General features: G+C 59.3%; 17 protein-coding genes. All 17 read left to right on the top strand.

Annotated features, from left to right (window positions below; all coding sequences use genetic code 11):
* Positions 1 to 5: 5 nt before the first annotated feature.
* The 17 genes from BGE01nite_RS14075 (at position 6) to BGE01nite_RS13995 (ending at position 18,614) form a co-directional block, all read left to right on the top strand.
* Positions 6 to 959, top strand: a complete 954-nt coding sequence (locus BGE01nite_RS14075; protein WP_146851114.1) for a glycosyltransferase family 2 protein — start codon at positions 6 to 8, stop codon at positions 957 to 959.
* Positions 960 to 1,037: 78 nt separating this feature from the next.
* Positions 1,038 to 2,141, top strand: a complete 1,104-nt coding sequence (locus BGE01nite_RS14070) for an acyltransferase family protein (protein ID WP_146851113.1) — start codon at positions 1,038 to 1,040, stop codon at positions 2,139 to 2,141.
* Positions 2,138 to 3,064, top strand: a complete 927-nt coding sequence (locus tag BGE01nite_RS14065) for an FkbM family methyltransferase (protein WP_146851112.1) — start codon at positions 2,138 to 2,140, stop codon at positions 3,062 to 3,064. Before BGE01nite_RS14070 ends, BGE01nite_RS14065 begins: the two co-directional genes overlap by 4 nt.
* Entirely contained in the window at positions 3,061 to 4,188 is a 1,128-nt protein-coding gene (locus tag BGE01nite_RS14060) for a DegT/DnrJ/EryC1/StrS family aminotransferase (protein WP_146851111.1), read from the top strand. The genes BGE01nite_RS14065 and BGE01nite_RS14060 overlap by 4 nt, the downstream gene beginning before the upstream one ends.
* Positions 4,189 to 4,217: 29 nt before the next feature.
* A complete protein-coding gene (locus BGE01nite_RS14055; RefSeq protein ID WP_146851110.1) occupies positions 4,218 to 5,264 on the top strand; it encodes an NAD-dependent epimerase/dehydratase family protein in 1,047 nt (348 codons plus the stop codon).
* 17 nt (positions 5,265 to 5,281) lie between these two features.
* Positions 5,282 to 6,322, top strand: coding sequence for an acyltransferase family protein (locus BGE01nite_RS14050; RefSeq protein ID WP_146851109.1), 1,041 nt, complete (start codon positions 5,282 to 5,284; stop codon positions 6,320 to 6,322).
* A 143-nt stretch (positions 6,323 to 6,465) separates the two neighbouring features.
* Complete coding sequence (locus tag BGE01nite_RS14045) at positions 6,466 to 7,185, top strand: FkbM family methyltransferase (RefSeq protein ID WP_218032987.1); 720 nt, start codon at positions 6,466 to 6,468, stop codon at positions 7,183 to 7,185.
* A complete protein-coding gene (locus tag BGE01nite_RS14040; protein WP_146851107.1) occupies positions 7,182 to 7,832 on the top strand; it encodes a NeuD/PglB/VioB family sugar acetyltransferase in 651 nt (216 codons plus the stop codon). Before BGE01nite_RS14045 ends, BGE01nite_RS14040 begins: the two co-directional genes overlap by 4 nt.
* Positions 7,829 to 8,776 (top strand): FkbM family methyltransferase, encoded by a 948-nt coding sequence (locus BGE01nite_RS14035; RefSeq protein WP_146851106.1) that lies wholly within the window; start codon positions 7,829 to 7,831, stop codon positions 8,774 to 8,776. Before BGE01nite_RS14040 ends, BGE01nite_RS14035 begins: the two co-directional genes overlap by 4 nt.
* Positions 8,773 to 9,756, top strand: a complete 984-nt coding sequence (locus BGE01nite_RS14030) for a glycosyltransferase family 2 protein (protein ID WP_146851105.1) — start codon at positions 8,773 to 8,775, stop codon at positions 9,754 to 9,756. The genes BGE01nite_RS14035 and BGE01nite_RS14030 overlap by 4 nt, the downstream gene beginning before the upstream one ends.
* Positions 9,753 to 10,550, top strand: a complete 798-nt coding sequence (locus BGE01nite_RS14025) for an FkbM family methyltransferase (protein ID WP_146851104.1) — start codon at positions 9,753 to 9,755, stop codon at positions 10,548 to 10,550. The genes BGE01nite_RS14030 and BGE01nite_RS14025 overlap by 4 nt, the downstream gene beginning before the upstream one ends.
* A gap of 81 nt (positions 10,551 to 10,631) precedes the next feature.
* Positions 10,632 to 11,687 (top strand): NAD-dependent epimerase/dehydratase family protein, encoded by a 1,056-nt coding sequence (locus BGE01nite_RS14020; protein WP_146851103.1) that lies wholly within the window; start codon positions 10,632 to 10,634, stop codon positions 11,685 to 11,687.
* 43 nt (positions 11,688 to 11,730) lie between these two features.
* Entirely contained in the window at positions 11,731 to 13,014 is a 1,284-nt protein-coding gene (locus BGE01nite_RS14015) for a glycosyltransferase (RefSeq protein WP_218032986.1), read from the top strand.
* Positions 13,014 to 15,173: a glycosyltransferase gene (locus tag BGE01nite_RS14010; protein ID WP_146851101.1), complete on the top strand. Its 2,160-nt coding sequence runs from the start codon at positions 13,014 to 13,016 to the stop codon at positions 15,171 to 15,173. The genes BGE01nite_RS14015 and BGE01nite_RS14010 overlap by 1 nt, the downstream gene beginning before the upstream one ends.
* Positions 15,170 to 16,348: a glycosyltransferase family 4 protein gene (locus BGE01nite_RS14005; RefSeq protein ID WP_146851100.1), complete on the top strand. Its 1,179-nt coding sequence runs from the start codon at positions 15,170 to 15,172 to the stop codon at positions 16,346 to 16,348. Before BGE01nite_RS14010 ends, BGE01nite_RS14005 begins: the two co-directional genes overlap by 4 nt.
* Before the next feature lie 194 nt (positions 16,349 to 16,542).
* Positions 16,543 to 17,415 carry a CgeB family protein gene (locus BGE01nite_RS14000; protein ID WP_218032985.1) on the top strand — a complete coding sequence of 291 codons (873 nt, stop codon included), beginning with the start codon at positions 16,543 to 16,545 and terminating at the stop codon, positions 17,413 to 17,415.
* Positions 17,412 to 18,614: a glycosyltransferase family 4 protein gene (locus tag BGE01nite_RS13995; RefSeq protein WP_146851098.1), complete on the top strand. Its 1,203-nt coding sequence runs from the start codon at positions 17,412 to 17,414 to the stop codon at positions 18,612 to 18,614. The genes BGE01nite_RS14000 and BGE01nite_RS13995 overlap by 4 nt, the downstream gene beginning before the upstream one ends.
* Positions 18,615 to 18,655: the final 41 nt, after the last annotated feature.

Below are 18,655 nucleotides of genomic sequence, written 5' to 3'. Positions count from 1 at the left end.
TGAGGATGATCACAATCTCAGTACTCATCACCTACCACAACGAGCGCGAGATGCTGCGGGAGTGTCTCGGCTCCCTACAGGCTGGCAAAGTGCAGCCGGACGAGATTTTGATCTATGATGACGCTTCTACTTTTCCGCCCGCGCCCTTCATCCCAGCCGGCATTCGAGTCAGAGTGATTCGCGGGGAGCAAAACATCGGTCCGGGCAGGGGCCGCAACGTTCTGCTTCATGAAGCCTCAAGCACCTACGTGCATTTTCACGACAGTGACGACTGGTTTCACGCGCAGTGGTGTGAGGTGGTGAGGCAGCGTCTGGAGGAGAATCCGGTGGATGCCCTTTTCACCGAGATTGCCTCATCCTCGACTGGTCAGGCGGTGTTTGACCACCCCTTCATGAACTATGGGCAGAGTGCCGCAGAAAGGGATCTGACTGCCATGGCGATTGAAGGGGGGCTGCTGGTTCCATCAGCGACCATCAGGCGCGAGTGCGCGCTGAAGGTGGGGGGCTTCCGGGCGGGGCTGTGGCAGTCGGAAGACAAGGACTTTTACATCAGGCTGGCTGCGAGCGGGGTTTCGTGGGCCGTCGAGTCTCGAACCCTGGTGTGCATCCGCTACCGTACTGACAGCCGAAGTCATGACAGGGCGCAAGTCTGGAAGGACGGCCTCAAGTGTCTGGTGCATGCCAGCGAGGAACTGCCGGCCCGCTACCATGGAAATGTGGCCAACGCGGCGGCCAAGTGTGCCTACCAGCTCTACATGGCAGGGGAAAGGGCGGCATCCCATGATGCCTTCGAGCTTTGTGAAAGGCTGGGTGGCACCTCCTACTCCTGGCGTGGAGCCGGCTTCCGGCTCGCTGCCCGTCTGCTAGGTGGAGAGAATGCAGAGGTCGTGTCTCATTTCCTCCAAAAGATCAAAAGTTTGTTAGGTGCGCGCTCCGAGGAACCAAATGCAGGCCGCTAAGCCCATCCAGCCCGGCAAGGTCCCTGCGCTGACGAGCCTCCGGTTTTTCGCCGCGGCGGGAGTGATCTTGTTTACTATCTGCCAAGGACGGACCAGGCGACAGGTGTCTTCCTCAATTTGGTGAACCGTGCTTACGTCGGGGTCAGTTTCTTTTTTGTTCTGTCCGGCTTTGTGCTGGCTTACACCTATTCAGGAAAGCTGGTTGGTGCCGGGTTTTCTCTGAGGTCGTTCTATGCCCGCCGAGTGGGGCGCATTTATCCGGCATTCTTTATCGGCACGCTGCTTCACTGGCCCTTGTTTGCGTGGTCACAAATGACGAGCCTTCCTTCTCCTGACAGCTATGTGAGAACAGGTGGTGTGACCTTGCTGACTTTCAGCCTGGTCCAGAGCTTTTTCCCATGGTCGCTGGGCCAGTTGAATGCTCCTGCCTGGTCTGTCAGCGTCGAACTCTTTCTCTATGCATGCTTTCCCTGGCTGATCGGGATGCTTGGCCGTGTGTCAAACCGGCGCCTGTCGTGGATCTTCCTAGCGAGCCTGGCCGCTTGCTGGGGGCCTGCGCTCCTGCATCTCATGCTGCCGCAAGGGGAGTCCGCCATGCCTCCATGGATGCGCAGCCCTTATCCTCTGACGTCCACATGGATCGCTTCATTCCCGGTCTTTCATCTGCCTCAGTTTGTGGCAGGTGCTGCCGCGGGGCTCTGGGTTGTCAGATCTGCGCGCGTTGCATGTCCAGTCCGGCTGCTTCATTCTCTGGCGGCGTGCTCGCTGGTCCTGGGGGTGCTTATTCTGAGCATGCCTTCCAAACAGAATATCCTGGTGGACCTGGCATTGAACCATGGCGCGCTGGCTGGATGCTTTGCGGTCTTGTTTGCGTGGCTGGCGCTTTTTCCAGATCTCGGTCTGAGCAGGCTCTTGTCATGGCGGCCGCTGGTGGTGCTTGGAGATGCGAGTTATGCCATGTACATCCTTCAAATGCCTGTGATGGCCTGGCTTGACTGGGGCATGAAGAGGTGCGGCCTGGAGGGCCTGTCATTGCCGGGATTCGGTGTGGGTTTCGTGCTTTTAACCCTCCTTTCCCTGCTATGCACACGCTGGGAAGATGGTGTGCGTCCTGAATTCACCAGGGTCTTGACGATGGTTTTCTCCAGGTGGAGACACAGTCATGGATTAAAGAGTTTATGAAGCGGGCCAAGGTATTGATCAGGGATGCTGCCGCATGGTTTGTGGCCAGTGTTGCACTGCGGGTTTTTCCTGCCGCGGTGAACTTCATTTACAACCGGCTGCCGCTTCCCACTTTGAGCTGGCTGGTCAATCATGGCTTTTTGGGAACACCACAGCATTCGTTTCACTGGAAGGTGCGCCTGGCTAATGGCAGATATTTGCACCTCGATGTCGACCCCAAGGACGAGTATTCGGTTGGGTACGCTTTTTCATTCAAGATCCATGACCAGGGGCTGCGGCGTTTGCAGGAGTATTTGATCTCCAAGATGCCGGTGCGCTCTGTCTATCTGGACATTGGCTCCAACATCGGTGTCAGCTCCGTGTATGCATTGAGCTGCGGACGTGCCTGCTGGCTTTTTGAGCCGAACCGCGCCTTGACTCCCTTTGTGCGCGGGCTTTTCGAATCCAACCGCCTTGAAGGTGCCCGTTTTGAGGAAGTGGCATTGTCTGATGCTCCGGGATCGGCTGAGTTTTATATTTCCAAGAGCTCCTTCCTGAGCAGCTTCGACAGCGGGCACGCCGCCTCGGAAGGCGAAGTCCAGGCCGTACAGGTGCCCTTGAAAACGCTGGACAGCTATCTGCCTGAACTGCGTGAAACGGCGGGGCATGTGGTCATCAAAATCGACGTCGAAGGCCATGAAATGGCTGTGCTCAGGGGCGCTGAAGCTACGCTGGAGCATTATCGACCTCCGGTGATGCTGGAACTCCTCTATGATGAGGGAACACGGAATGCGGCGTGGGAGTTCATGAAGGCCCGTGGGTATGCCTGCATGGGTGTGATTGAAGGTTCCATGCTCAATCTCCAGGACCTCCCGACTGTGGATGCGGTGCTCGCGTTTGGAGGGATCAATTTCGTCTTTTTACCCAAGGATCAGCGTCTATGAACATCAATATCGTTAAACCCTTCATGCCCGGTCTGGATGAGATCGCGGATGATTTTGCCAAATGTCTCTCCAGCGGACTTGTGACCAACAATTCGCCGCATGTGCGGATGTTTGAGGACAAGCTGCAGGAGTTCTATGGCTGCCCGATCAAGCCGAGCCTGAACTGCAATGGCGAGCTGGCCTTGTATCATCTGATCCAGGCCTGGAAGCACAAGATGAGCGTGGGACCGCATGAGTCGTTTGAGGTGCTGGTGCCCTCCTTCACCTTTTCCGGCACGATCAATGCGGTGGTGACGAACAACCTGAAGCCGGTCTTCTGTGATGTGGACGAGACCATGGTGCTGGACATCGAGAAGGCTCTGGTGGACTCCCCGGATGTGCGCATGATCCTGCCGGTGGGTGCCTATGGAAACATTGTGAACCTGGAGCGCCTGCAGCAGATCTCCCGTGAGAAGAAGCTGGCGGTGGTGCTGGACAATGCGCCTGCGTTTGGCACGAAGTTCAAGGGCCGGCACTCCTGGGAGTATGGCTTCAGCGAGATGATTAGCTTCCATGCCACGAAGATTTTCAACAGCATGGAGGGCGGCTGCAACATCGTGAACGATCCGGAGATCGACGAGCTGCTGCGCCGTCTGCGTGACTTCGGCCAGTATGAAAAGGTGCGTGGTGATGTGGATGTGCCCGGCCTGAACTCGAAGATGACCGAGGTCTGCGCCCTGGTGGGGCTGCGAAACCTGGCGAAGGCGGACTTCATCATCCAAAGCCGAACCAAAAACGCGGCCAGGTATGTGGAGTTCTTCGGCGGGCTGGAGAGCCAGGGGCTGCTGCGCACGATGAAGGTGCTCCCCGAGGTGGACTGCCCGTATCTCTACTTCCCGATCATCCTGAATGAAGAGGCGACGGAGTTTGTGAACTACATGCAGGGCAAGGGGGTGGCCGTGCGCCGCTACTACACCGCGAACCACAGCCTGAAATTCTACAGTGACCGCTACCGTGAGCAGGACCTGAGCTTCACGAATGCCATCAAGGACAACCTCGTCTCCCTGCCGCTGCACACGGTGATGTCTGACGAAGAGCTTGATTATCTGTTCTCCACCGTGAGAGGCTGGTTCGAGCAACGCTGATTTTTACTCCACCCACTATTCGTTAGACCATGAACATTCTTGTCACAGGAGGCGCCGGTTACCTCGGCTCTGTTTTGATCCCGAAGCTGCTCGTGCGTGGGCATCAGGTCCGCTCGCTCGACATCGGTTACTTCGGCGTGGAGCACATCCGCGCCATGCGGCCGGCGGTGGAGATCGTGCGGGATGACATCCGCGCGGTGCTGGCAGATGCCACGGCGCTGGAGGCGCTGCTGAAGGACATCGATGTGGTGATCCATCTGGCGGCGATCTCCAATGATCCGAGCGCGGAGCTGAATCCGAAGCTCACGGAAGAGGTGAACTTCGAGGCCACGCGTGACCTGGCGATCGCGTGCAAGGCGCGGGGCATCCGCTTTGTGTTCTCCTCGTCATGCTCCGTGTATGGGGAGGCTCCTGGAGAGGTGGATGAGGATGGTCAGACGAATCCGCTCACGGCTTATGCGCGTTCAAAGGTCGACTCGGATGCGTTCCTGCTCAGCATCGCGGATGAGAAGTGGCGCCCGGCCATCCTGAGAAACGGCACGCTCTACGGCTACTCACCACGCATGCGGTTTGACCTGGTGATCAATATCTTCAGCTACTGCTCCACGCTTTACAATGAGGTGCGGGTGTTCGGAGACGGGCAGCAGTGGCGGCCCTTCCTGCATGTGGCGGACTGCGCACGCGCCTTCATCTACTTTGCGGAGAATCCGAATCACAAGCACCTGGTGTGCAACATCGCCCATGAGAACTTCCGCGTGGTGGATCTGGTGGGCATCTTCCAGCAGATCAATCCGGCGTGCCAGCCGGTGTATGTCAAGCTGGATAACCCGGACCTGCGGAACTACCATGTCTCCGTGGCACGAATGAAGGAGGAAGGCATCATGCCGACGGTCAAGGTGCAGACAGGGGCCGAGGAGATCATTGAGGCCATCGTCACGGGCCGTATTGCGGATCCAGAGGCGGTTTATTATCGCAATGCGAAGTGGCTGAAGGAACTGTCTGAACTCGGAAGCCGTGATCACCGGGGATTGATGAAAATGATTGATGTCATCGCGTCATCCCGGGTGGTGCGCTGACGTTACCGGGCTTTGTCATGGGAGTGCTACGCCTGCTGCTTGCGATCTCTGTGATCGCCACTCATTGCGGCCCCATCCTGGGATCGTCAATGGTGCCTGGCAATGTAGCGGTGGAGTCATTCTTTGTGATCTCAGGCTTCTACATGTCGCTCGTCTATGGCAGCAAGTATCGTGGTCCTGGCGCGGTCTATGTGTTTCTAAGCAATCGCTACGTGCGGCTGGTGCCTTCTTATGCGGCGACACTGGCGATGGTCTTCCTGTGCTATGTGGCGCTGTGGTTGCTGTCGGGGAAGACCCCGGTCGCTGTTCAGCACAATCTAGAATTGTTCGGGGAGAGTCCTGTTTCCACAGGATTTCAAATGCTGTCCGACTTGTCGCTCATAGGACGGGACATTCCGGCGTTCCTGTCGTCTCTGACAGACTTCAAGTCCCTGCATTTTGCGGTTCCTCAGGCGTGGAGTATCGGGATGGAGCTCTGGTTTTATATGCTGGTTCCCCTGCTAGCCGCGAGAAGTTCCTCCTATCTGCTCGGGGTGGGGGCGTTGTCGCTGTTGCTTAGACAGCAGATGGCAGCCCGCGGCTTGGGTGAAGAAGTGTATTTTTTGTTTCCTGCCCAACTGAGCTTTTTCATCGCGGGAATGCTGGCAGAACGTTGTCTCCGCCATCGCCAGGAAACGCTGGCGAGATGGAAGGGGCGAAACTTTTGCCTCGCGTTTCTGGCGCTCGCCACGGCCTTATGGCCCCTATGGAGCTTCACTTATCAAAGGCTGGCCTACACGCTCTTTTTGATTGTTCTGCTGCCAGTAATTTTCGCGGCCACCCGGTATAGTCAATGGGATCGCTTCATCGGCAGTCTTTCATATCCCGTGTACCTGACTCATATTTTCATCAGTGACGTGGTGCGTAACCTTCTGCACCAACAGCAGCATCAGCACGTCGTTCTTGTGATGACATTGGGACTGTCGTATGTCCTGGTTCGATACGTGGAAGATCCCCTCGATAAATGGAGACAGGCGCGGCTGGCCGGAAGCCAGGCTTTTGGTGTTCCGGCGCTTTGAACTTTTGTCCAAAGGTCTCATTGGCTGGATCAAATCTCCAAACCCAAGCAAACACTATGGCGGTTCTATATCGATTCGAACGTCTGGCGAAATCTGTGAGGCACTCCTCTCTCTTCAAAGGGGTGGCGCCACTTTGGGACCTTGTGCGTCCCCTGTATTGCCGCACACTGGCGTTCATTGGCAGAAGCGGCTTGGTGCGCCGGATGAACGGCACGGACGAATTACGTCTGCATCCGGAGTGTCGTGTGCTCGGAGAGACCTATGAGCCGGAAGTGTGGGCGGAGGCGATGAAGTGCGTGAAGACGGGAGATGCGGTCATCGATGTGGGAGGGCATTGGGGACTATACGCCGTGGCATTCGGTCTGCGGGTGGGCCAGTCAGGTCATGTGCTGGTTGCTGAGCCTGATCCGGCCAATTTGCATCTGTTGCGTGCCAACATCGAGCTGAACTGCCTCAGCCAGGTCGTGGAAGTGGTGCCGGCTGGAATGTCTGATGAGAGTGGCGAGGGCTTCATCGTCTCGGGGAGCCTGGAATCGAAAGTCAGGCAGGAGGGTGACACCTCCATTTCATTGAGGAAGATCGATGAGGTTTGTGGAGAGCGTGTGTACTCCTTGATGATGATCGATGTGGAAGGCTTCGAGGAGAAGGTGCTGCGCGGAGCCCGTGTACTGCTGTCTGACGAGAAACGCAGGCCACGCATGATGGTGGTGGAGGTGCATCCCTATGCCTGGGGGCCGCCGGGCACGACTTCAGAGTCTCTTTTGAAGGAGTTGAGCATGCATGGCTACCGAGTTTGTGATTTACACGGGGAGCCTGTGGCCGGCATTTCTCGTTACGGGCATGTGGTTGCGACCCTCTCATGAAAGCGCCCTGGGTCATCGTTGGAGCAGGTGGTCATGGGGCCGAAGTGGCGGCTTACGCCCATGACCTTGGTTTGAATCTTTTGGGTGTGCTGGACGATGGCAAGCCGCCGGGAGAGTGGAATTGCTCACGAATTCTGGGCGGGCTGGAAGTGCTGCCTGAATTGGTCCGGATCCATGGGGAGGTGCGTTACATTACTGCTTTTGGCAGTAACCTGCTGCGGCGGAAGATTGTCAGGCAGCTGGAAGATCTCGATCTGGCAGGGCTGAAGGCTGCGAATGTCATGCATGGCTCTGCGTGGACGGGACACGATGTCGAGGCAGGTGAGGGGACCCTGCTGGCACCTGGCAGTCTTGTGACGACCCGCGCGCGGATCGGAAGGCACTGCATTTTGAATGTCAAAGCCAGTGTGGCGCATGACTGCGTGGTGGGAGACTTCTGCAATCTCAATCCAGGTGTGACCCTGTGTGGTGCGGTGCATCTCGGTGATGGCTGCTCCATCGGCGCGGGCGCGACTGTGATCGAGAAAATCAAGATTGGCGCAGGCGCCATCGTGGGTGCGGGTGCCGCGGTGATCCGCGACCTGCCGCCGGGAGTGATCGCCGTGGGTGTGCCAGCGCGCATCATCCGCCAGCATGCCTCAGCATGAATACTGATCCCGCGCCAGTCTGGCTGGTGAAAGCAGCCTCCGTGTGGCACCGCCTCATGGCTGCGCTTTCTCCTCTGGCGTGGCTGTATCTACAGGTGGTGACGCTGGTGGCCCCGCTCCTGAGTACGAAGAGAAGGCAGCAACTGCTGAACTCACTCTCCACGACTTCATGGCCTGCGGCGAGCCTGTGCGCACGGCGTGTGAAACTGGGTGCGAAAGGGCCGGTGATCCGCTTCACGCCGCATGAGAGGGAGTTTGATTTTGCCGCGGTTCTGAGAGGCACTCTGGACTATGAACGCGAGGTCTTTGACTTTCTGGAGGGCCGTCTGAGCAGTTATGACGTGGTAGTGGAGATCGGTGCAAACGTAGGCGTCTTTACCTGCATGTTCGGTGAGAAGCTGCGAAACACTGCGACGAAGATTTATGCCTTCGAGCCCGCGCCGAAGGCTTATGGCCGGCTGGTGGAGAATCTGCGTCTGAACGGGCTGGAGCAGGTGAATGCCTTCAATGCTGCCGTGGGCAGCGAGACGTCCTTCCAGATGTTTTTTGAGCCGCAGGGATGTCTGACGAATGGATCACTGCTGGCGGGATTTGCTGGGAAGTTCAGCGAGGCCGTGCGGTCAAGGCCGGTGCTGGTGGTGGATGCTGCCATGCTACGGTTTTTGTTAGACGGATGCAGGCATATGCTGCTGAAGATCGACGTGGAAGGCTATGAGGCGAATGTGCTGGAGTCCCTGGCCCCGGTGCTGGCCAGCCACCGGCCGGACATTTTGTTGGAAGTGCTGCCGGAGTATGCGGCGGGGATCGAGGCCGCGCTGGCGAAGTCCCTGGTGGCCTACAGCTATCATGCCATTACTCCGGAGGGGCTGCTGCGACAGGACGGGCTGCGCGCGGTGCATGGCAGGGACTGTTTCATCTGCCCGGTGAAGGAATCAAAATCATGAGCAGCGTGCCGCTCGTCAGCATTGTGATGCCGTGCTACGGCTATGCCAGATATCTGCGTGACTGCCTGGATGGAGTCCTGGCGCAGACTTTGAAATGCGAGATTGAGATCATCGCGATCAATGACTGCTCTCCCGATGAGTCCCTGGCGATCCTGCAGGAGTATGCGAGCAAGGATGCGCGCATCCGGGTGATCAATCATGAGGTGAACCGCGGGCACATCTTCACGGTGAATGAGGGCATCGCCGAGGCTCGCGGCAAGTATCTGGTGCGCATTGATCCCGATGACCGGCATCATGCCTGTTTCCTCGAGACTCTGGTGCCCGTGCTGGAAGCCGACGAATCCATCGGGCTGGCGTATGGAAACATCAACATCATTGATGACCGTGGATCCGTGACCGTGGAAAGGGCTGACTCCCAGCACGGAGGTCATGACTTCACCGGGAACGAATTCATTCCGCTGCTGAAGAAAAACTTCATCTGCGCACCGACGGTGCTGGCGCGGCGGGAGGCGTGGATGGCGGCATGGCCAGTGCCTGAGGGGCTGGCCTTCAATGACTGGTACTTCAACATCATGCTGGCCCGGCGCTGGAAGTTCCATTACTGCGACCGTGTGCTGGCGGACTACCGGGTGCACGGCAGCAATCATCACAGCAAGATCAGCGTGGATGGCAGTGAGGAACGCTCGGTCATGAGGCTGCTTCAGATGGTGTATGCTGAGGCTGAGCCGGAGGCTGAACAGGAACGGCAGAAGCAATCTGCCAAGGGGGACGTTCATGCGAGCCAGTATCTCGACTTTGCCCACAAATATTTCGGCCACCGGATGAGGCGAGATGCGAGGCGCTGCTTCGCGGAAGCCTGGAGGTGGCAGCCTGGCTCGTTCAGACGCGGTCCTCATCTGCGATTGTGGCTGGCTGCGTTTCTGCCCGCAGGAATTTATGACAGAGTGAAGACGCTCTTTTGGGGAGCGAAGATGCCATGATGATCCGCGTTGGACTAACAATGTATCAGTCTATCCTGCAGGCTGTGCTCATGCGAGTCCGCCCGAGTACGCTGGCGGCTTTTCTCAAATCACTGCTAGGGGTCCGGCGTGTGCCTCTGGAGACACCGCAAGGGGTCTTCTTCATCGATCCGGTCAGTGTGATGGGGGCGGCCCTCAGCCAGCAAGGGGTGTATGAAAGAGGAATGATCCAGACTCTGGAGCAATGTTTGATGGCTGGAGGAACCTTTGTCGATCTTGGCGCGAACGAGGGATACTTCACCGTCATCGGTGCTCGCTTATGTGGTGCCGGAGGGCGTGTCATCGCGATCGAGCCCCAGACTCGTCTCCAGCCGGTGATTGAAGAAAACCTGCGCCTGAACAGCCTGGCCAATGTCACTCTGGTGAATGCCGCCGTGGGCGAGCAGGCGGGAACGGCTCTGATACATCTGGCGGCCAGCACCAACACGGGCAGCAGTGGTCTGCATTGCGCCACCAAATACAAGGTGCCCACCCAGGAGGTGCGGGTGATGACTCTGGAGCAGGTTCTGGATGAGCAGCAGGTGCATTCCGTGGACGTGATGAAGGTCGACATCGAGGGCTATGAGTTTGAGGCGATCCTGGGCTCTCCGCGTGTGTTTCAAGAGCACCGGGTGCGTGCGCTGGCCCTGGAGCTGCACCCCAGTCTTCTGAACTCGCGTGGCAAGGATTGCAGCGAGATCGAGCGCTTCCTGGCAAGCTGCGGTTACATGTGTGAGCTCACCTTTGGAAACACGGTGTGGAGCTGTGCTCCATGAGCTATTTTAAAGGCTCATGCATTTGCCCCCGGTGCCGACCTTGCCAATCTGTATGCATTCCCTATTAAGAAACCTTCACGCATGAAAAAACTGCTCGTCACCGGTAGCTCCGGCCTCATCGGCTCGGAGGTCGTCACTCATTTCTCGAAGCTGGGCTGGAAGGTCTATGGCGTGGACAACAACATGCGCGCGGACTTCTTTGGGCCGCAGGGTGACACGCGGTGGAACCAGCAGCGACTGACGGAGGTCTTTCCTGACTTCACGCATCGTGAGCTGGACATCCGTGACCGTCCGAATGTGCTGAAGTGCCTGGAGGAGATCCAGCCGGATGTGATCGTGCACACGGCGGCGCAGCCGAGTCATGACCTGGCGGCAAGCCGGCCCTTTGATGACTTTGATGTGAATGCGGTGGGCACGCTGAACCTGCTGGAGGCCACGCGCCGCCATGCTCCGGAGGCAGTGTTTGTGCACATGAGTACGAACAAGGTGTATGGGGACCGCCCGAACACGCTGGCGCTGCAGGAACTCGACACGCGCTGGGACTATGCTGATGCCGACGACTATGACGGGATCCGCGAGGACTTCTCCATCGACCAGTCGAAGCACAGCATCTTCGGTGCCTCGAAGGCGGCTGGAGATGTGATGGTGCAGGAGTATGGCCGCTACTTTGGCCTGAAGAGCTGTTGCCTGCGTGGTGGCTGTCTCACGGGACCAAATCACAGCGGTGTGGAGCTGCACGGCTTCCTCAGCTATCTGGTGAAGTGCAATCTTGAAGGGCGTCTCTACAAGGTCTTTGGTTACAAGGGCAAGCAGGTGCGGGACAACATCCACTCTCATGACGTGGCGCGTTTCATTGAGGAGTTCGCCAAGGCGCCGCGCTGTGGTGAGGTGTACAACCTTGGAGGCGGGCGCGCGAACAGTGTGTCTATCCTGGAAGCCTTCGAGATCGCCGGAGAGGTGAGCGGGAAGAAGATGCAGTATGAGTACCTCGACAAGAACCGAGAAGGGGACCACATCTGCTATATCAGTGATCTGGCGAAGTGCCGTGCCCACTATCCTAACTGGGGCATTACGGTGCCGCTGCATCAGGTGTTTGAGGAGATCTGTGCTTCCTGGAGATCCCGCACCCAGGGCTGATGGCGATGTGCCCGCGGGCATGCACGGGTTTTGAATGAAAAGGGTGCTGCACATTCCCTTCACGTGGTTTCCGGCGGCCTGCGGTGGCACGGAGGTGTATGTGCGGGGGCTGATCCGGGAGCTGCCCTCGCTAGGATGGTCAAGCCAGGTGGCGGTACCGGCGGAGGATGGTGGAAAGGACGTGCTGGATGGAGTGCTGGTGCACCGCATCCAGATGCCCGAGAAACTCACGCAGGCGGCTCTGTATGGCGCGGGAGAGGTGCAGACGGCACGCGGGTTCGCGGAAGTGCTGGATGCGGAGAAGCCAGACGTGGTGCATTTTCATGCGTACAGTCCGGCCGTCTCCGTGCTGTGGCTGGAGGCGGCGAGACAAAGGGGGCTGCCTTGTGTCTACACCTATCACACGCCCACAATGACATGCATGCGAGGGACTTTGATGCGCTGGGGACACACCCCGTGTGATGGTGAGATGAGGCCTCTGCGCTGCTCTGCTTGCATGCTCCATGGACTGGGTGTGGGCAGCGCTGCTTCATGGGCGCTGACCCTGTCTTCACCCGTCATGCAGCATGTCAGCGGGCGCGTGCCTTTCCGTGCCTGGCCGCTGGTGCGGAGACGCACCGAGGCAGCGCTGAGGTGGCTCGCAGGACAGTCGAGAGTCATTGGACTGTGCCGATGGGGTGGAGAGGTGATGCGGCGAAATGGAGTGACCGCCGAACAACTCCGTATTGTGCGCCATGGGCTGGCCGTGAAGGCGTGCGAGGCGGCTGGAAGCCCGAGGAAGGATTCAAAGGGATCTGTGAAGATCGGCTTCTTTGGGCGTCTGGATGCGGTGAAGGGCCTGCATGTGCTGGCAGCCGCGCTGAGACACGCGGCGGACCTGCGGCTGGAACTGCACTGTCATCTGGTCCGCGAGAAGGATATTCAGGCGGGGATGCAGGATCTCCTCAACATGCTGATGGCTGATGCGAGAGTGCGGATCCATCTGCCAGTATCTCCGGACGAGGTGGTGCAGACGATGGCTGGCTATGATGCAGTGGCCGTGCCTTCGACTGGTCTTGAGACTGGACCACTGGTGATGCTGGAGGCCTTTGCCGCAGGCGTTCCGGTGCTGGGATCGGATCTCGGGGGCATCGCTGAATGGGTGACTCATGAAGAGAATGGTCTGCTGGCACCCGCAGGTGATGCGGTGGCATGGGCAGAGACCTTGAGGCGCTTCACCCAGGACTCTTCTCTGCGTGAGCGCCTGCGTGCAGGCATTAAACCACCGCCGACCATGACGGATGTGGCGAGAAAGATGGATGAAATTTACCGTGAACTTTTGTGCTGATGGAGGCTGCTCAGATTCCTAACTCCGTGCCTGTCAGTGTGGCGATACCTGCGTATCGAAGTGATGAGACGCTTTGCAGGTCGCTGCGTTATATCTGTGACTGCAGGCCTTTGCCCCAGGAGATACTGATTCACTGTGATGGCGGCTGGGAACTGGCTGCCGGGGCATTCGCGGGACTGCCCGTTCCAGTCCGGCTCATCAAGTCGGCGGAGAATGTAGGGCCGGGTGGTGGAAGGCATCGCCTCTTCCATGAGGCGGCTTGTGAAATCATCGCCAGTTTTGACGATGACTCCTGGCCGCTGGATCGAGAATATTTCGCCCAAGCTCTGGCTGTGATGGAGGCCTTTCCGAACGCGGCAGTGATGTCACCCGCGGTGTATCTCCGGGAGAAACCGATACTGATGCCGATGCTGGAAGCATCCCTTGTTAGGTCATTTGAGGGCAGCGCCTCCGTGAACCGGAAATCCATGTATGCGCAGCTTCCGGGGTATGTGCCCGTGCCTGCGGCCTATGGTGTGGAGGAGGCAGACTTGTCCCTGCAGATTCAGGCGGCTGGCTGGAGCATACTGTCCTGCCTGTGGATGCGCGCCTGGCATGACCGTCCGTATGCGGACCACGGGCACTCCGTGCTGCCGTGGATCCGCAATGAAGTGCTGCTGGCCTATCTGCGGTTTCCGAGGATCGGCCAGCCGTGGGGCTGGGTGCGTGCGGTGAGGCATGTGTGGAGGCACCGGCATGAGGTGGGCTGGCTGGAACTGCTGCGTCAGCTCGCCTACAGCCTGCCGCATGCCATCCACTACCAAGGGTATGTGCGGCGTTATTCGCTGCTGGAGGTCTGGCGCCATCACCGGCAAAAGGAAAGGCGGTTCCTGCTCACCTCAACGTCCAGGGATGGACGGTTGGTGGTGCGCCTGAGCGCTGCGCCCAAGGCGCGGCGTGTGCTTTTCATCCAGTACACAAATCCTGCGGGCTATCCGCCGCTGGAGCATGCCTCGCGCATGCTGGCCCGCTCAGGATGGGAGGTGGAGTTCCGCGGCATCCACAGCAACGGCTCAGACGGGCTGGAGTTCGCGCCGCATCCGCGTGTGCGGGTCCGGCGCATCAGGTATCAGAAGCCGGGTGTGATGCAGAAGCTGCATTATCTGGGCTTTATCCTCTGGTGCGTGTGGGGCGCGCTGCGCTGGCGGCCGGCGTGGGTGTATGCCTCGGACGTGTTGTCGGCACCGGCGGCGGAGATCATCCTGAAACTGAGGCTGGCCAGGCTGGTCTATCATGAGCACGACTCGCCGGTCGGGTGCGGAGCCCAGGACGGCAGCGTGCTGCGCCAGGTGCGGAAGTCCCGAAACCGTCTGGGCCGTGATGCGCATCTGATCTTGCTACCTAACCAAAAGCGCCTTGATCACTTTCTCGACACCACGTCCTCTCGCGGGCTTGCTTTCTGCGTGTGGAACTGCCCGAGTCTGGACGAGATACCTGAGTCTGCTCCATCACGTCCGCTGGAGGGGCCGCTGAAGGTCCTGTATCACGGCTCCATCGTGCCTGAGCGCTTTGGCGTGTTCATCCTGGAGGCGCTGGCGCTGTGCCAGGCGGACGTGAGGCTGACGCTGATCGGTTATTTCCCGCTTTCGAACATGACGTACCGGGATGTGCTGATGACGGAGGCTGCGCGGCTGGGGGTGAGCGACCGGTTTGAATACCTGGGCACCATTCCCCAGCGTGCGGAGCTAATGGCGCGCGGATCCAGCTGCCATGTGGGGCTTTGCATGCTGCGCATCCATGAGGGAGACATCAACATGCAACACATGTCCGGTGCCTCAAACAAGCCTTTTGACTATGCCTCGCAGGGGCTGGCGCTGATCATTCCTCCGGATGCTGAATGGGAGCGTCTGTATGCCGCCGTGGGCTGCTCCATGAGCTGCCCGATGGGAGATGCGGAGAAGCTGGCCGATGTGCTCTGCTGGATGGCCGGTCACAGGAATGAAGTGGCTGAAATGGGACGGCGTGGTCACGCCATGGCACGGGCAGAGTGGCACTATGAGAAGCAGTTCGCGAGTGTGCTGGAACAGATGGAGGAGCGTGCTGGAGATCCGATCACCCGGAGAAGGCCGGTGCCTCCCCGCTCACCCCAAATGAACAGTCAGGCGTCACACCTGAAATGAGCCGGCTCGCCATCATTGAGACTCATCCGGTGCAGTATCATGCGCCGGTCTGGAGGCGTGCGGCCGAGAAGGTGCCGCTGCATGTCATCTACGGAGGTGATTTCAGTGTCCGTGGATATCGCGACCGGGAGTTTGGAGCTTCTTTCCAGTGGGAGACGGACCTGCTGGCCGGTTATTCCCATCAAGTGCTGCAGCCCGCCGCGGCTGATTATGAAAGTGTCACTGCCGCAGGCCTGGAGGCTGCGCTGGATGACATGAAGCCCGCTGCGGTGCTGGCGCTGGGGTATCATCATCCGCTGGATCGGGCGGCTTTGAAATGGGCCGTGAAGAGAAAGGTACCGCTGCTTTTCCGAGGCGAGACAAGTGATGTGCCACACTCCAAGCGCAACTGGTGGCGGGCGCTGCTGCGGGACATGATGCTCCGGCGCTTGTACCGCCGCTGCTCCGTCTGTCTCTACCTTGGGGAGCGTTCGCTCCAACACTATCAAAGGTTAGGTGTGGATGATGAGGAGCGCCTCATTCATTCTCCCTACTGCGTGGACACATCTGCCTTTCAAACGGGCGAGGCCGCGCGGGAGGCGCTGCGCCTGCCGACCCGTGTGAAGGCTGGCGTTTCCGCGGATGCATGGGTGGTTTTGTTTTCCGGAAAACTCTCCCGGCGCAAGGGGGTGCTTTTGCTGCCCGAGGCCTTGAGATCGCTGCCCCAGAAACTGCGTGACCGTGGGCATCTGGTCTGCGTGGGCTCAGGCGAGCTGCAGCAGGATCTGGAGGAGGCCTGCGCGCGTGATTTGGGGATGCGCTGCCATTTCACGGGATTTGTGAACCAGTCAGGGTTGAGCGCCTGGTATCATGCGGCGGATGTGCTGGTGCTGCCGAGCCTAGAGATGGAGACCTGGGGCCTGGTGGTGAATGATGCCCTCCATCACGGACTGCCTGCGGTGGTGAGTGATGCTGTGGGATGTGCGCCGGACCTCATCGCTTCCTGGAGGACAGGCGAGGTCTGCGAGGCGGGGAATGCTGTTTCCCTGGCCTGCGCGCTGGAGCGCTGCGCCTCATGGTCGCTCGAGGATCCCGCAGCCACACGCCGGCGCTGCCGAGAGCTGGTGGGGCGCTACAGCATCGTGCAGGCGGCTGCTGGGGTGTGCCGGGCTTGGGAGCGTGTGAAATACGCCTAACTTTAGTTGCTTCTCTGTCCGTGCGGTTGCTCATCATTGGAATTCCACAACCCTCTCATGTGGGCCTGCATTTTCTGAATGCGGCACGCGCGTCGGGCCACGAGGTGGAACTGCTGGATGTAAACGCCGCCAGCGTAGGGCCCGTGTGGTGGAGGCGTGTCTGCTGGCACCTTTTGGGACATCGGGCTCCGCGCATGGGGCAGTTCAGCCAGGCTGTCTGGGCGAGGTGCCAGAGTGTGAAGCCTGACTGGGTGCTGGTGACCGGGCTGGCGCCTCTGAATGAAGTGACGCTGCAGAGAATGGATGGGGCCGGGATTCCGGTGGTGAACTTTCTGACGGATGATCCCTGGAACCGGCAGCACCGTGCGCCGTGGTTCATGCGCGCTCTCCCGCACTATCGGCATGTGTTCACGCCGAGGCATGCGAATGAAGATGACCTCCGTGCGCACGGTGTGAGGGGAGTCTTCTACCTGCCCTTTGCTTATGCGCCGGAGGATCATTTTCCGCCGGACGATGTCACAGAGGTCGACCGGCAGCGCTGGGGAGGCCTGGTGGCTTTCATCGGCGGTGCGGATGCTGATCGCGTGGCCTGCGCACGTGCGCTCAATGACGCTGGTGTGCCGCTGGGACTGTGGGGAGGTTACTGGCAGAACTATCCGGACCTCGCCGCGCACGCCCACGGTCATGCGGACGCGGCCACTTGCCGGAAGATTGTGGCGGCTGCGGGTGCCAATCTCTGCCTTGTGCGGCGGGCGAATCGTGACGGACACTCGATGCGGAGCTATGAACTGCCCGCCATCGGAGGCTGCCTGCTGGTGGAGGACACGGAAGATCACCGGAGGCTTTTTGGCGAAGAGGGGGAGGCGGTGAGCTACTTCACGGACACGGCTTCCATGACGTCCCAGGCGCGCCGGCTTCTGGCCCTGCCGGCGTCTGAACGCTCCCACATGGCGGCTGCGGCACGTGACCGTGTTATTAGCTCCGGCGCAACTTACGCCTGCAGGCTCGAAACCATGGAGCAAACCTTGTTCGGTCATGAGCAAGGACGTTTTATTCCTTCTGCATGAGCGCACCCTTGTCAGTCAGTATCGTGGTTCAGGGCCGCTTTCACGCCTTCGCATTGGCCGAGGCGCTGATCAAGAAAGGTGTGCCGCTGAAGCTGTACACGAACTACCCTGCCTTCAAAGCGGAGCAGTTTGGTGTGCCGAGAGGTAACTTGAAATGCCTTCCCCTGCTCGGGTTGCTGCATCGTTATGGTTACCGCTGGGGCTGGGTGGAGAAATGCCAGGCCCTCGAGCGTCTGCTTCATCAGGGGTTCTCCCGTTGGACCAGCCGATGCATTATGCAGGATGAGACGGACATTGTGCATGCCTTTAGCGGAGTGGCGCTGGAAACGTATCGTGACCTGGAACGTCGTCGGCGACCCGTGCTGCGCCTGCTGATGCGGGGATCCGCCCACATCAGTGATCAATACAAGGAGCTCCACCGTGAATCACGCCTTGCCGGAGCTCAAGTGGAGCTGCCGAGCACATGGATGATGCATCGTGAGCGGCAGGAGTATCAGGTCTCTCACAATATCGTCACCCTCTCCTCCTACGCGCGGAACTCCTTCCTTCAACGTGGGTATGAAGAAGATAAGATCCTCCGTCTTGCTCTCGGGAGTGATTACACGATGTTCCGGCCTTCGCGCGAGGTGGTGGATCAGCGGCTGGCTCGCATCCGCTCTGGCGCACCTTTGAAGGTGCTTTTCACGGGCAATGTCTCACTGCAAAAAGGTGTGCGGGACATGATCAGCGTGGCCCGGGCTTTGCGAGGGCGCATGGAATTCCGCCTTGTGGGAGGTGTCACCCCGGATGCCATGAGCCAGGTGGCTGGCGCATCGGAGCTGTTTGAGCTTGTGCCGCGGGTGCCGGAGTCAGAGCTGCCTGGAATCTACAATCAGGCGGATGTGTTCTTCTTTCCCACCCTGCATGACGGTTTCGCTGCTGTGCTGGCACAAGCCAAGGCGGCCTGTCTGCCTGTTCTCTGCACCAGTCACTGCGCTGGTCCCGACCTCATCACGGACGACCTGACGGGGTGGGTGCTCCCCACGCGCCGGCCGGACCTTTTTATCCAGCGGCTGTCCTCCTATGATCAAGACCGGGAAGCCCTGGCGAGACAGGTGGAGAATCTCTGGCTGATCCAAGACAAGCGGGGCTGGGACCTGGTGGCGGATGACTTCCTCACCATGTCCGAGAAAGCCTACGCCGGGCTGCGCCGAACCTGAAGCTGCCATACCGGATGTCCGGTGAAGCTACCTATTGCGCA

It is taken from the genome of Prosthecobacter gellanilyticus, from assembly GCF_007992435.1.
In the GTDB taxonomy this organism is placed as follows: Bacteria; Verrucomicrobiota; Verrucomicrobiia; order Verrucomicrobiales; family Verrucomicrobiaceae; genus Prosthecobacter; species Prosthecobacter gellanilyticus.
Note: the sequence above shows the minus strand (reverse complement) of the source record. Positions and strands in the feature narration are given on the sequence as shown.

Excerpts from the sequence above, each read along its gene's own strand:
- BGE01nite_RS14050 (WP_146851109.1), top strand. The coding sequence starts at position 5,282 with ATGGGAGTGCTACGCCTGCTGCTTGCGATCTCTGTGATCGCCACTCAT.
- BGE01nite_RS14060 (WP_146851111.1), top strand. The coding sequence starts at position 3,061 with ATGAACATCAATATCGTTAAACCCTTCATGCCCGGTCTGGATGAGATC.
- BGE01nite_RS14010 (WP_146851101.1), top strand. The coding sequence starts at position 13,014 with ATGGAGGCTGCTCAGATTCCTAACTCCGTGCCTGTCAGTGTGGCGATA.
- BGE01nite_RS14035 (WP_146851106.1), top strand. The coding sequence starts at position 7,829 with ATGAATACTGATCCCGCGCCAGTCTGGCTGGTGAAAGCAGCCTCCGTG.
- BGE01nite_RS14025 (WP_146851104.1), top strand. The coding sequence starts at position 9,753 with ATGATGATCCGCGTTGGACTAACAATGTATCAGTCTATCCTGCAGGCT.
- BGE01nite_RS14000 (WP_218032985.1), top strand. The coding sequence starts at position 16,543 with ATGGGGCAGTTCAGCCAGGCTGTCTGGGCGAGGTGCCAGAGTGTGAAG.
- BGE01nite_RS14075 (WP_146851114.1), top strand. The coding sequence starts at position 6 with ATGATCACAATCTCAGTACTCATCACCTACCACAACGAGCGCGAGATG.
- BGE01nite_RS14020 (WP_146851103.1), top strand. The coding sequence starts at position 10,632 with ATGAAAAAACTGCTCGTCACCGGTAGCTCCGGCCTCATCGGCTCGGAG.
- BGE01nite_RS13995 (WP_146851098.1), top strand. The coding sequence starts at position 17,412 with ATGAGCGCACCCTTGTCAGTCAGTATCGTGGTTCAGGGCCGCTTTCAC.
- BGE01nite_RS14055 (WP_146851110.1), top strand. The coding sequence starts at position 4,218 with ATGAACATTCTTGTCACAGGAGGCGCCGGTTACCTCGGCTCTGTTTTG.
- BGE01nite_RS14030 (WP_146851105.1), top strand. The coding sequence starts at position 8,773 with ATGAGCAGCGTGCCGCTCGTCAGCATTGTGATGCCGTGCTACGGCTAT.
- BGE01nite_RS14065 (WP_146851112.1), top strand. The coding sequence starts at position 2,138 with ATGAAGCGGGCCAAGGTATTGATCAGGGATGCTGCCGCATGGTTTGTG.
- BGE01nite_RS14040 (WP_146851107.1), top strand. The coding sequence starts at position 7,182 with ATGAAAGCGCCCTGGGTCATCGTTGGAGCAGGTGGTCATGGGGCCGAA.
- BGE01nite_RS14005 (WP_146851100.1), top strand. The coding sequence starts at position 15,170 with ATGAGCCGGCTCGCCATCATTGAGACTCATCCGGTGCAGTATCATGCG.